The 12498-nt window shown below is 71.3% G+C and carries 9 protein-coding genes and 1 tRNA gene; 4 read left to right on the top strand and 6 right to left on the bottom strand.

The window, feature by feature from the left end:
• Positions 1 to 144 precede the first annotated feature (144 nt).
• The 3 genes from OG439_RS39035 (at position 145) to OG439_RS39025 (ending at position 2690) form a co-directional block, all read left to right on the top strand.
• Positions 145 to 217, top strand: a tRNA-Gly gene (locus OG439_RS39035).
• A gap of 320 nt (positions 218 to 537) precedes the next feature.
• Positions 538 to 1122 (top strand): lytic polysaccharide monooxygenase auxiliary activity family 9 protein, encoded by a 585-nt coding sequence (locus tag OG439_RS39030; RefSeq protein ID WP_326945528.1) that lies wholly within the window; start codon positions 538 to 540, stop codon positions 1120 to 1122.
• A 101-nt stretch (positions 1123 to 1223) separates the two neighbouring features.
• The gene (locus OG439_RS39025; RefSeq protein ID WP_326945527.1) at positions 1224 to 2690 is read left to right on the top strand and encodes a phosphocholine-specific phospholipase C; all 1467 of its coding nucleotides are present in this window, start codon (positions 1224 to 1226) and stop codon (positions 2688 to 2690) included.
• Between the two features lie 313 nt (positions 2691 to 3003).
• Here the strand turns inward: OG439_RS39025 and OG439_RS39020 are convergent, their stop codons facing one another.
• The 4 genes from OG439_RS39020 to OG439_RS39005 all read right to left on the bottom strand — a co-directional run bounded on the left by OG439_RS39020 (position 3004) and on the right by OG439_RS39005 (position 6427).
• On the bottom strand, positions 3004 to 3405 hold the full coding sequence (locus OG439_RS39020) for an immunity 7 family protein (protein WP_247059795.1): 402 nt from the start codon (positions 3403 to 3405) through the stop codon (positions 3004 to 3006).
• Positions 3406 to 3448: 43 nt separating this feature from the next.
• Positions 3449 to 3988 carry a DUF2716 domain-containing protein gene (locus OG439_RS39015; RefSeq protein ID WP_326945526.1) on the bottom strand — a complete coding sequence of 180 codons (540 nt, stop codon included), beginning with the start codon at positions 3986 to 3988 and terminating at the stop codon, positions 3449 to 3451.
• Between the two features lie 249 nt (positions 3989 to 4237).
• Positions 4238 to 5731, bottom strand: a complete 1494-nt coding sequence (locus OG439_RS39010; RefSeq protein WP_326945525.1) for a serine/threonine-protein kinase — start codon at positions 5729 to 5731, stop codon at positions 4238 to 4240.
• A gap of 72 nt (positions 5732 to 5803) precedes the next feature.
• Positions 5804 to 6427, bottom strand: coding sequence for a hypothetical protein (locus OG439_RS39005; RefSeq protein ID WP_442788262.1), 624 nt, complete (start codon positions 6425 to 6427; stop codon positions 5804 to 5806).
• 194 nt (positions 6428 to 6621) lie between these two features.
• On the opposite strand from OG439_RS39005, the gene OG439_RS39000 reads away from it, so the two are divergent.
• On the top strand, positions 6622 to 7821 hold the full coding sequence (locus OG439_RS39000) for a hypothetical protein (protein ID WP_442792245.1): 1200 nt from the start codon (positions 6622 to 6624) through the stop codon (positions 7819 to 7821).
• Here OG439_RS39000 and OG439_RS38995 read toward each other — a convergent pair whose 3' ends face one another.
• The gene (locus OG439_RS38995) at positions 7822 to 10998 is read right to left on the bottom strand and encodes a glycosyltransferase (protein WP_326945523.1); all 3177 of its coding nucleotides are present in this window, start codon (positions 10996 to 10998) and stop codon (positions 7822 to 7824) included.
• A gap of 43 nt (positions 10999 to 11041) precedes the next feature.
• Positions 11042 to 12463 (bottom strand): class I SAM-dependent methyltransferase, encoded by a 1422-nt coding sequence (locus tag OG439_RS38990; RefSeq protein WP_326945522.1) that lies wholly within the window; start codon positions 12461 to 12463, stop codon positions 11042 to 11044.
• Between the last annotated feature and the right edge of the window lie 35 nt (positions 12464 to 12498).

Genomic DNA, 12498 nt, shown 5'->3' with positions numbered 1-12498 from the left:
TGGGGACACCATACGGAGGGAATCAGCCGTCGTCACCCCTTGTACGCCAGCTGTGACACCGAAGCACCGGGTCAGGGCACCGGGGGACCCGCTCATCGGAGCAGATTGGCGAGGGTATAGAGTTCTCCTCACAGCAACAACAACGCGGATGTAGCGCAGCTGGTAGCGCATCACCTTGCCAAGGTGAGGGTCGCGGGTTCGAATCCCGTCATCCGCTCGAGTGCGAGAGGGCTGTATCGGCAGAAAGCGCCGATGCAGCCCTCTCGCCGTTTCACCCGAGGGGCCGAGCCCCCCGGACCCCCCACGGTGCCTTTCTTGGGCTTCCGGGGCTGCCGCAGCTTCTCCGGGCTCGCCTGGCGCCGTGCTCGCCTGGTGCTGGTTCTCGGTGTTCCGGTGGGTGCTACTCCTTGCGTCTTTCGGTCCATTGTCTGGACCAATGGCACCAGTACCCGGCCCGCGAAGTTCGGCCGGACAGTGGTCTGAACCATTGCCGTGAATTCTTCACACTTCTGGGGTACCTGTTGTGAGAGGAGTCACATGGTCAAGAAGCTCGTCCTCGCCGTCGCAGCCGCTCTCGCCCTTCCACTCCTGTTCACCGGTGTCGCCTGGGGCCACGGCTACACCACCACCCCGCCCAGCCGGGCGTACAAGTGCAGCACCGGCGCCGTCACGAACTGCGGCGCCATCCAGTACGAACCGCAGAGCACCGAAGGCCCGAAGAACTTCCCCAGCGGCGGCCCCGCCGACGGGAAGCTCTGCTCCGCCGGCGTCTCGCGCTTCGCCGAACTCGACGACCAGCGCGGTGGCACCTGGCCGACCACGAAGCTCACCAGCGGGGCGACCTACACGTTCAAGTGGACGCTGACCGCGTCCCACGCGACGACGTCGTTCCGGTACTTCGTCACCAAGAACGGCTGGAACCCCTCGGCGCCGCTCACCCGGGCGCAGCTGGACACCACGCCGTTCCTGACCGTGCCCTTCAACGGCCAGCGGCCCGGCAGCTCGGTGTCGCACAGCGGCAAGCTGCCGTCCGGCAAGAGCGGGCGGCACATGATCCTCGCCGTCTGGGACATCGCCGACACGGCCAACGCGTTCTACCAGTGCTCGGACGTTGCTTTCTGACCTGGTTCGTACCGGTTCGGCAGCGGTTTTCACTTCGTGTTCCGCTCGCGTTCCCGGTTGCCACCTTTTCGGGTGACAACCGGGAAACGAAGGTGTCAGCCATGACCGAACTGACTCGTCGCCGTCTTCTCGGATCTGCTGCCGGGGTCGCCGCCACCGCGGCCGCGGCCACCCTGATGCCCCCGAACGTCCAGCGCGCGCTCGCCCAGGGCGCCCCGAAGCACGGCTCGCTGCGGGACATCGAGCACGTCGTGCTGCTGATGCAGGAGAACCGCTCGTTCGACCACTACTTCGGCACGCTGTCGGGCGTCCGCGGGTTCGGCGACCCGCACGCCGCGCGGCTGCCGAACGGCAAGCCGGTGTTCTACCAGCCGGACGCCGAGAACCCGGCGGGCTACGCGCTGCCGTTCCACCTCGACACGCACGCGACCAACGCGCAGAAGATCCCGTCGACGTCGCACGCCTGGCAGGTCCAGCACGACGCCTGGAACGGCGGCAAGATGGACAGCTGGCTGCCGGCGCACCGCAAGGCCGACGGCAAGAACGGCCCGTACGTGATGGGCTACCACACCCGCGCGGACCTGCCGTTCCAGTTCGCGCTGGCCGAGGCGTTCACCATCTGCGACAGCTACCACTGCTCGGTGTTCGGCCCGACCTGGCCGAACCGGATGATGTGGATGACCGGCACGATCGACCCGGACGGCGAGCACGGCGGCCCGATCCTCGACAACAAGGCGCCGGCCGGCGGCTACACCTGGACGACGTACGCGGAGCGGCTGCAGGCGGCCGGCGTCAGCTGGAAGGTGTACGAGCAGAGCGACACCTACGGCTGCAACATGCTGGAGAACTTCGCGAACTTCAAGAACGCGCCCGCCGATTCGCCGCTGGCGGTCAACGGCCTCACGCACCGGCCCGAAGGCCAGTTCGAGTACGACGCGCGCAACGACAAGCTCCCGACGGTCTCCTGGATCATCTGCACCTCGACGGCGTCGGAGCACCCGCAGTACACGCCGGCCGAGGGCGCGGCGTTCGTCGCGTCGAAGATCGACGCGATCGCGGCGAACCCGGAAGTCTGGGCCAAGACGGTCTTCATCCTCAACTACGACGAGAACGACGGCCTGTTCGACCACGTCGTCCCGCCGACGCCGCCCGCGGGCACGCCGGGCGAGTTCGTCACCAAGACCTCGCCCGGCGGCACCCCGGGCAACGGCCTCCCGGTCGGCGCGGGCTACCGCGTCCCGGCGATCGTCATCTCGCCCTGGACCGCGGGCGGCTGGGTGTGCAGCGAGAACTTCGACCACACGTCGACGCTGCAGTTCCTGGAGAAGGTGACGGGTGTGGCGGAGCCGAACATCTCGCAGTGGCGGCGTAGCACCTTCGGGGACATGACTTCGGCGTTCCGCTTCAACGACCACAAGGCCCAGCCGCCGGTGCTGCCGGACACGTCGGGCCCGCTGACGCTGTCGCGCTACGAGGCGGCGAACCTGCCGGCGCCGACGTTCCCGGGCACCGGCCAGAAGCCGCCGAAGCAGGAGCCGGGCGGCCGGCCGCGGGTGCCGCGCCACTGAGTTTGCGGACGGCCACCCTCTTTCGCGAGGGTGGCCGTTCCCCGTTACACGGTGGTTTCGATGCGGCTACACAACCCCCGCGCGCGTAAGCAGCCCCCACCCGCCCTGGGGGGCGGCCCCGCTTCCAGCGTATCGGGGGCCGCCGACAAAGCCGGGGGACGAAACGGAATCCGGCGGACTTGTCCACATTCGAGCGGGCCTGTGGACAACGGCGCTGTGCAAGCGGATCCGGCGGCGGCGCTGGTACCGGGGACGGCGCTGGTGCGGGGGATCGCGCTGGTGCCGAGGGCGGCGCTGGCCGGGGACGGCGGGGCTACAGCTCGTAGACGTCCAGGACTGTCGGGGCCACCGGGGTCAGATGTGGGTCTTCGCGCTCTGTTACCTGGCCTCGGGCCATGCGGTAGACGCGGAAGTCGTTGTCGTGCTCGGTGTCCTGGTCGTCCCAGACGTGGAGCAGGCCGTACGAGCCCGCGGCCAGTTCGCCGACCCTGGTGAACATCTCCAGGAGGTCCGGGGCGAGTTCGCCGCCGTGTTTGTCGAAGCCGCCGAAGTGGAGCATCGGCATGCCCGCGCTCCAGCGGAGGTCGACCAGGTCGAAGTCGCCCGCGTCGCGGATGGCGCGGTGCACGCGGTCGACCAGGCGCTCCAGGAGCGCCGCGTCGTCATCGCCGCTCGCGGTCGCCTGGATGGTCACCCAGCCGTGGTATTCGAACACCTGCACAACGGTAGCAAGAGATCAACCAGCGCAGATGCCGGGCTCAACGGGCCAGCGCGGACGGCTTCCCGTCGCGGCGCAGGACGTTGCCCAGCGCGCCTTCGCCGAGGCGCTCGAACGCCGAGACCAGGGGCTCGCCGAAGACGCAGAGCGTGCGCTCCCACGGGTGGCCGAGGGTGCCGTAGGAGAAGTCCGAGGCCAGGAACAGGTGGTAGTCCGCGCGCGGGAACACCGGCACCGGCCAGCGCGCGCCCGGGGTCATCCGGTGCGGGCGGACGCGGTAGGACTGGTGCTGCCAGTGCAGCGCCCACAGCCAGTCGTCCGGGCCGCAGACCTCGCGGAACGCGGCCAGCGCGATGCTCGCGACCTGGTGCTCGTCGACCGCGTACGGGCCGAGGCGGAACTCCGCCGACCCGCGGTCCAGGTCGCCGGGCGACAGGTCCCACGTGCGCGACGGCGCCGGCTCGCGGAACCCGGGCCAGGCGTGGGCGTAGGTGCTCGGCAAGAACGCCAGCTTGTCGTACACCCAGTACCAGGCGGGCTCGTCGGCGACGCGGGAGACGGCTTCCCAGGCTGCATTCACTTTTCGACCTCTGACTTGGCCAGGCACGAAAGAACACGCGAAAGCTTCGTGTTCGGCCTCCGGTTTGTCCAGTCCTCGTCCGCTCATCGCGAACTGTGTCACTCGACCGGGTGGGTTCTGTCAGGTTGTCACCACGCGGGCCGGCTTTGTGCAGGGGGCCTTCGTCCGCGACCGCCGACGTCCTCGCGGAGGACGGTTTGCGCAGCTCAGCGTCCGGGAGGAAGCAGCGCGAGCACGTGGTGCGCCGGCTCAGACGACGACGTAGCCCAGCAGGAATTCCTTCTTCTTGCCCTCGCAGCCGGCGTCCAGCGAGTCGAAGTGGCTCGCGCCCGCGTTGCAGCGGTAGAGCGCCCGCGAACCGGACCACGTCGGCGGGTCGGCGTAGACGTAGCCGAGCAGGCCGAGCGCCTGCTGGCCCTCGCACTTGCCGCTCTGGTCGGGCGAGGTGAACCAGTCCTTCTTGTCCTTCACCTTGCAGGCGAACAGCTTCCGCGTGCCGGGCTCGGCCGACGCGACCAGCTCCCCGAAGAGGCCTTCCTTGGTGAAGCCGGCCGGCGCGCCGACCTTTTTCGTCCCGCTGAAGTGGCCGCCTTCCGGGTGGTGGAAGCGGACCAGCGGCACCTTGACCGGCTCCGGCTTCCCCGCGGTCGACGACGGCGCGGTGGAACTCGCGGACGGCGTGGGTTTCTTGCTGCTGCTGTGTTTTGTGGTCGTCGGCGGCGCGGACGACGTCGGCGTGGGGCCCGGCGCGCCCGCGGCCACCGGCGTCGAGCTGTCCGGCTTGAGCAGGAAGATCGCGCCGAGCGCGGCGATCACCGCGACCGCCACCCCGGTCAGCACCAGCGGAAGCCGCCGCTTCCGGTCAGCGGTGGCCGGTACCGCCTGGAAGGCGGTCGTCGGCAGTTCGGCCGGCTCCACGACCCGGGTCTGCGCAACGACCCGGGTCTGCGTGCCGGTGCGCGCGGATTCCAGCAGGCGCCGCGTTCCGGCCGCGGTCAACCGGTCCGAAGTGGACTGGGTCAGCAGCCCGAGCACGGCGTCGGCGAGCGGGCCGCGGCAGCGTTCGAGCACCGGCCGGTCGTACATGATCGCGTGCAGCGTCGCGGCCGTCGTCGTGCGCTGGAACGGCGCCCGGCCTTCGGCGGCGTGGAACAGCGTCGCGCCGAGCGACCAGAGATCGGACGCCGGTGACGGGCCGGCGCCGGCGAACAGCTCGGGCGGCATGTAGCCGGGCGAGCCCATGATGCCGCCGGTCTGCGTCAGGCCCGGGTCGTCCGTCGCCCGCGCGATGCCGAAGTCGGCGAGCTTCACGCGGTCGCCGGGCCGCACCATGATGTTGCTGGGCTTGACGTCCCGGTGCACGATCCCGGCCGCGTGCGCGCTTTCCAGCGCGCTCAGCACCTGCAGGCCGAGCGCGGCGACGCGGTCGTTCCCCAGCGGCCCCTCGCGGCCGACGACGTCGGCCAGCGTCGGCGCGATCACCAGCTCCATCACGATGAACGTGGCGCCGTGTTCGCTGACGACGTCGTACACCGTGACGACGCCGGGGTGGTTCAGCCGCCCCGCCGTGCGGGCCTCGCGCAGGACGCGCTCGAGGTGCGTCGGCGACGCGCCCGGCGGCGTGGCCAGCTCCTTCAGCGCCACCGGCCGTCCGAGGAACTGGTCCTCGCCGCGCCAGACGACGCCCATTCCGCCCCGGCCCAGTTCGGCCGAAATCGCGTACCTGCCCGCGACAAGTCTCATTCGTCGCCCCCCTGAGCTCGGGGGCGATGCTAACGAGGGAGACGCGGGGCGACCCCAGCGCCTCCCCCGCTCTCAGGCGACGTCCCAGAGCGTCAGGAACGCCGAGGCCTCGCTGCGGGCCCAGGGCCGCAGCCGTTCGCGGTCGCGTGGGGTCAGCTGGAACTCCTTCGCCCGGCGGACGTCGATGACCAGTGCCTCACCGCCCGGCAGGATGTCCGGCATCGCCTGCTCCAGCACCCACAACGCGAGCTGGGCCGACGACTTGGTCAGCGGTTCCTCCTTGAAGTACAGCCAGGTCGCGTAGCGCCGGCCGTTGCTCTTGCGGAGCCCGATCTGCGGGCTGACGCCGATCTCGAGGTCGCCCAGCCGGCACCGGCCGCGGCCGACCTCGATGAGCCGGGGCGACTTGCGCCCGAGGTAGCGCAGCCAGCCCTCGGCGATCGCGCTGTAGTGCGGCTTCGTCCGTTCGTCCGCCGCGTTGACGAGCGCCCGGAGCGCCACTTCGTCCTGGTTCGCCGCGCGTCCCGACCGCACGGCGTTGGCCGCCCGCCGGTAGTAGTTGAACGCGGCTCGCGCCGGATCCTCGTACAACCGCCGCTGGCGCCGCACGAACGACGACCGCGACGGACCGGAACTGGCGCTGTAGCCCACGAATGTGGGCAGGGTGATGTAGGCCATGGCCCTGCCTTCCTCCATCACACCACCCGCGGTTGCGAGCGGCATCTCCCCTGTACAACGCCAATTTTAGAACATACGTACGACAGTTTCGGGGGCCTGACGGGTGACGCGGCCGGGTTGGTCCGCGGGACTCCCGAAATCCGGCGACTTGCGCTACGTTGCCGATCAACCTCAAACCGCAACCTCGCTGGTCGGCAGCCCGTGCCAGACTGATGCCCCGAATGGTGGATGGGGGTCCAAGGATGAGCTGGCAGGAAGAGCTTCGCCGCCTCGACGCGGAGCTTGCCGAAGGTCGGATAGAGCCCGCTGACCACCGCAAACAGCGGGACGAGCTGCTCGCACAGGCCTCCGGATCGACGGTTCCGTCACCGGTTCCGTCCCCGCTACGCCGTCCGGGTGAAGCCTGGCGGAGCACCAACCCCGCCGGCCACCCAGCACCGGTCCAGCAGGGCCCGCCGCCGCAGCGCATGGAGTCGCCGCGGCCGATGGTGCCGCACGCGCACGCGCACGCGCAGCGGCCGCACCCGCCGTGGCAGCGCACCGGGCTGCCGAAGGCGATGTCGACCAGCAGCGTGCCGGCCCTGCCGGACCACATGACCACCGCGCCGAGCCCGGCCGACATCACCCCGACCCGCTACCTGCGGGTCGACGGCCAGGTCGAGCAGCCCCCCGGCAGCCGGTTCCCGCCGATCACGCCGCCGGGCGGCGAAACCCAGCAGCACGAGACCGAGCCGGACGACGACGGCCCCGGGAAGCACCGGTGGGGCGTCGACGACGAGGAGTCGTCCGGGCGGACCTGGACGACGTGGCCGTTCATCGCCCTCGGTGTGCTGGTCGTGCTCGGCATGATCATCGGCGCGACGATGTGGCTCGGGCGGGACGACCCGGCGCCGAACGCGCTGACGACGTTCACGCCGAGCGTGACGCAGCCGCCGGCCGCCGCGGCCCAGCCGCAGCTGGAGGACCAGGTCCCGCCGCTGCCCGGCGTGCAGCACCCGGAGAGCTCGACGATGTCGCTGGCCAAGGGCCTCGACCTGAACCTCTACCCCAAGGAAACCGCGCAGGTCTTCTCGCAGCACGGCGTCACGCAGCTCGTCTACCGCGCGTCGAACTCCGGCGACACCGGGTTCCTCGCCTACGCGATCCCGACGGAGAACGAGGACGGCGCGAAGGCCGTCGTCGACTACCTCCGCGCCGCCGCCGACGCCGGCGGGTTCAAGCCGCTCGCCGCCGACGGGAAGATCGTCAGCGGCCGCAGCGGCGAGCAGCGGATGGACGGCACCTGGTACACCTCGGGCAAGATCGCCGTCGTGCTCTGGGCGTCCCTGCCGTTCGACCAGGACAAGGCCGGGCTGAAGACCAGCCTGGACAACGCGCTCGCCGTGTTCCAGAAGGCGTTGCCGCCCAGCTGATCACGACCCGTCGAGCACGCCTTCCAGGGTGCGGCGGGCGACGTCCGCGCCGAACAGGCGGTCCACCACGGTCTTGCCCTCTTCGGACAATCGCTGCCACAGCTTGTCGTCGTCGAGCAGGGTGACGATCTCCTCGGCGAGCTCCTCCGCCGTGCTGCCGACGAGGACGTCCCGGCCGTGCGTCAGGTGCATGCCCTCGGCGGCGAGCGGAGTGGCGACCACGGGAACGCCGTACCCGAGGCTCTCCCCCAGCTTTCCCTTGACGCCGGCGCCGAAGCGCAGCGGCGCGACGACGGCCCGGGCCTCGCGGTAGGCGCCGTCCAGGTGCTGCACCCAGCCGCGGACGACGACGCCGTCACGCTCGAGGTCGAACATCTCCTGCGGCGGGTTGCTGCCGACGATCTGCGCGACCGCGTCCGGCCGGCGGCGGCGCACGAGCGGCATGATCTCGGTCGCCAGCCAGCGCGCGGCGTCCCGGTTGGGCAGGTGGTCGAAGCTGCCGACGAACAGCACGCCCGACCGTCCTTCCGGGACGGCCACCGAGCCGTCGGCGTGGTGCACGTTGGACAGCACCTCGACGCGCGCCGAGGGCACGAGCTCGCCCAGCAGCGCACGCTCCACATCGGACACGACGAAGGTGACGTCGGTGGCGCGGGTCAGGCCCAGCTCGGACTCCCGCAGCACCTCGGCTCGGCGCCGCAGCGTCAGCTCCTCGCGGGTGTCACCGAGCCGCGCGGCCAGGTCGGCCTGCCGGTTGAGCCGGACGAAGTGCAGGTCGACGGTGTCGTAGGCGATGAGGCAGTCCGGCGCGTGCTCGCGGACCTGCTCCAGCAGCTGCCAGGCGACGTGCGGCCGCGACAGGATGGTCAGCTTCAGGTCGGCGCCGGCCTCGCGCAGGAACTCCTGCTGTTCGCCGAGCCCGGTGACGACTGTGACGCCCGCGCGGTACAGCGCGCCGGCGTACGGCTCGGGGAGCGCGTTGTTGAGCGGCATGAACACGACGCGGTGGCCGAGCCCGACGAGCAGCTCGAGGATCCGGAACATCCGCACCGAGCCGGAGTCCTTGTCCGGCATGGGCACCTGGTGGTCGGCGACGAGCACGGTGCCGCCGCGGTGGCCGTCCTTCGTGCGCTGCCGCCCGGCCCACACCGCGCGCGGGCTCGCCTCCGGGAAGTGGTCGCGCAGCTGGACGCTCCACTTGTCGACGAAGACGCCGCGGTTGAGCTCCTGGTGGCGCTTCACGCCGGAGGAGACGTCCGTGCCGTTGGTGATGCCTTCGTGGTGCACGACGACCGACGCGGGCTGGACCATCGTCCGGTACCCGGCCGCCCGCACCGCGAACGCGAGGTCGGTGTCCTCGTAGTAGGCGGGCGAGAAGCGCGTGTCGAAGCCGCCGACGCGCTCGAACAGGTCGCGGCGGACCAGCAGGGCCGCGCCCGAGCAGTAGTCGACGTCGCGCAGGGACTGGTACCAGGGCGCGTCCGGCGACTGCAGCCTGCCGTAGTTCCAGCCGGTGCCGTCGGCCCAGATGATGCCGCCGCACTCCTGCAGCCTGCCGTCCGGGTAGACGAGCTTCGAGCCGACGAGCCCGACGTCCGGGCGCGTCTCGACGACGCCGACGAGCTCGTCGAGCCAGCCCGCCGTGACCTCGGTGTCGTTGTTCAGGAAGAAGATGAAGTCGCCGCGGGCGTTTTCGGCACCGAGGTTGCAGGCGCCGACGAACCCGAGGTTCTTCGGCGCGCGGACCAGCCGGATCCCGGCGCAGCCGGCGACGCGGTCGGCGGAGTCGTCACGCGAGGCGTCGTCGACGACGATGACCTCGAACGGCGTCGAGGGCAGGTGCCGCTGGATCGAGTCGAGGCAGCCGCGGGTGAACGGCCAGTTGCCGTAGACCGGGATGACGACGCTGACGATCGGCTGGTCGCTGGTGGTCACCGCGACCGGGCCGGGCACCGCGGCGGCCTGGCCGGGCAGCACGCCGGCCGGCCGGCCGAGCGTCGTCTCGTAGAGGTCGCGACGGCGGGTGCCGCGGGGCGCGAACTTCTCGATCGAGCCGCGGTACTTGCCGATCGCGCGCTGCACGAGCGCGGACGTCTCGGAGCGCAGCTTCTCGTTCTCCGCGGCGAGCCGGCCGATGGTCTCGGAGAGGCCGGAGTTGTTGCTCGCCAGCCACTCCAGCCGTTCGCTGTCGTAACCGGCCTTGCGCTGCAGGCGGCTCAGCTCGCCGGCCGCGCGCTGCCGGTCTTCGCGGGCCCGCTCGGCCTGGCGCAGCGCCTCGTCGCGTTCGGTCGCGGTCTGCCGCTCGGCGGCGGTGACCTCCGACAGCCGGGCCGTCAGCTCGGCGACGGACGCGCTCGCCTGCGCGCGCTCGGCCTCGGTGCGGCCCAGCGCGTCACGCAGCCGGCCGGCTTCGGCGGCGGCGCGCGCGACGAGCGTCAGCTTCGGGTCGACCATGGCGGACGTCGAGGGCACGTCGATCGGCTTCGCGGAGGCGACCGAGACGAAGTAGGTGTGCGGCGCGCCGGTTTCGACGACCCAGCCGTCGGCGTCGTCCTGCTGGACGGTGAGGACCTCGGCGCCGGAGCCGGCCCCGCCGTCGTGGATCAGCGAGCCGACGGCGACGTTCTGGCGCAGCACCACGACGTGCTCGAAGCTGCCGGCGAGCAGCGAGCGGAACGCCGACTCGGTCAGCTCGTGCACGTGGTACGGGTTCTCGTTGCCGTGGTCGTGCGTGTAGACCTCGATGTCCGGCGTGCTGCAGAGGAAGACCCCGCCCGGCGCGAGCCGGGCCGTCACCAGCTCCATCAGCTTGTCCTGCGCGTCGACGTGCTCGATGGCCTCGAAGCAGGTGATGACGTCGAACGTCTCACCGTCGAGGGCCTTCGGATCGGTGATCGAGCCGACCTCGAAGCGCGAGCCCGGGTAGCGGGTCCGGGCGTGCTCGACGGTCCGCGGGTCGATCTCGAGGCCGACGACCTCGGCGGCCGTGCGCGCCAGCAGCGCGCCGCCGTAGCCCTCGCCGCTGGCCAGGTCGAGGACGCGCTTGCCGGCGACGAACCGGGCCGCGAACGCGTAGCGGTGGTAGTGCTCGTAGATCACCTGGAGGTCGTCGGTCCACGGCACGCACCGCTCGCCGGTCCAGTCGATCAGCCGCTCGGCGCCAGTCCCCTTGCCCATGCCGGGCAGATTAGCGGCCCGACCAGCACCGCCGGGCCGGACCTCAGTTTTCGATCCGTTCGAGCAGCGACAGCCCGACGAGGATGTAGGAGAGCGTCCGCCGGTCGCCGCCGAGCCCGGCGGTCAGCGACCAGTCGGCGTCGACGGACAGCCGCACCTGGCGGTGGGCGTCGAGCCGGACCGGCAGGACCTGCTCGACCAGCCCCGGTCCGACGTCGGCCTTCGCGACCGGGACGCCGTCCACGGAGACGGTGACGCCGCCGTACTCGGTGGCATCGTCCGGCAGGTAGGTGCGCAGTTCCAGGGCGCCGACGGCGGTGGTCGGCAGCAGCGGGAACTCGATCGACGGCGCCGCCCAGTCGTCGTGGTAGAGCCCGTTGATCCGGCCGGTGACGATCCCCGCGCCGCGCACGAGCCGCTCGCCGCCGGTGTCGCCGGGGCGGAACGACGCGCGACCCGCCGGATCGACGACGCGGGTGTCGCGAACGGACCGTTCGGGCGTCCGGGTGCCGTGCACGCGCAGCGGCTGCGGCGTCGGGTGGAACAGCGCGGTCAGCCGCGTGCCGGTGACGACCCCGAGGTCGAGCAGGGCGTCGTCGAGCACGCCGACCTGGTCGAGCAGCTCGACGTGGACCGGGTTGTCCAGGTCGACGTTGTGGCCGTAGATCCGGTCGACGAACGGGTCGATCACGTTGCCGTAGGGCAGGAACAGGCTCGGGTGCAGGTGGTCGAGCAGCACCGGCAGGACGTCCTGGGCGCGGATGCCCTCGAAGCCGTCGGCCGCGCAGTCGATGTCGACGAACTGCTCGTCGACCTGCCCGGTCAGCGCGTTGCGGCGCAGCTCCGGCGGCAGCGTCGCCCAGATCCGGTCGACGACCTCCAGGGCCTCCGGCCACCGGCGGTGCCCGTTGCGGCCGATCATGTCGTGCACGACCAGGACGCCGTCCGGCGTGAGGCTGCTCGTGATCTGCGCGTAGAGGTGTTCGAGGTCGAGCACGTGGTGCAGGGCCTGGAACCCGACGACGACGTCGTGCCCGGCGTCGGCCCGCCAGGTGTTGAAGTCCGCGGTGATCAGCTCGACGCGGTCGGCCACGCCCTGCTCGCGGGCGGCCGCCTCGGCGCGGGCCTGCATGTCCGGGTTCAGCTCCAGCAGCCGCAGCCGGACGTTGTCCAGCCCGGCCTCGGCCAGCCCGCGCAGCCAGCCGAGCTCCTGGTCGCCGTTGCCGCTGCCCAGCGACAGCACGACGGTGTCGCGGTCCAGCCGCGAAGCGCGTTCGGCGATCTGGCCGACGATCAGCTCGTCGATGCCCGGCACGCCGAGCGCGTCGAGCTTCGGCCGCACGTGCTTGTTGGACCAGCGGTGCGCCGACGGCGGCAGGTTGCCGTGGATGTCCTCCTGGTCGGCGAAGGTGTCCCGTTCCCGGGCCAGCCGCTGGTCGTAGCCCGGCCCTCGGCCACCGTTCATCGCACGTCCCCTCGCGTTCACCTGTTCGGGGCCGC

It is taken from the genome of Amycolatopsis sp. NBC_01307, from assembly GCF_035975215.1.
Taxonomy (GTDB): Bacteria; Actinomycetota; Actinomycetes; order Mycobacteriales; family Pseudonocardiaceae; genus Amycolatopsis.
The sequence above is the reverse complement of the archived record's forward strand: the minus strand, read 5'-3'. Positions and strand labels throughout refer to the sequence as shown.

Bases quoted from the DNA above. Each gene is read 5' to 3' on its own strand.
- OG439_RS39030 (WP_326945528.1), top strand. From the start codon at position 538: ATGGTCAAGAAGCTCGTCCTCGCCGTCGCAGCCGCTCTCGCCCTTCCA.
- OG439_RS39025 (WP_326945527.1), top strand. From the start codon at position 1,224: ATGACCGAACTGACTCGTCGCCGTCTTCTCGGATCTGCTGCCGGGGTC.
- OG439_RS39010 (WP_326945525.1), bottom strand. From the start codon at position 5,731: ATGAGACTTGTCGCGGGCAGGTACGCGATTTCGGCCGAACTGGGCCGG.
- OG439_RS39005 (WP_442788262.1), bottom strand. From the start codon at position 6,427: ATGGAGGAAGGCAGGGCCATGGCCTACATCACCCTGCCCACATTCGTG.
- OG439_RS39000 (WP_442792245.1), top strand. From the start codon at position 6,622: ATGCCCCGAATGGTGGATGGGGGTCCAAGGATGAGCTGGCAGGAAGAG.
- OG439_RS38995 (WP_326945523.1), bottom strand. From the start codon at position 10,998: ATGGGCAAGGGGACTGGCGCCGAGCGGCTGATCGACTGGACCGGCGAG.
- OG439_RS38990 (WP_326945522.1), bottom strand. From the start codon at position 12,463: ATGAACGGTGGCCGAGGGCCGGGCTACGACCAGCGGCTGGCCCGGGAA.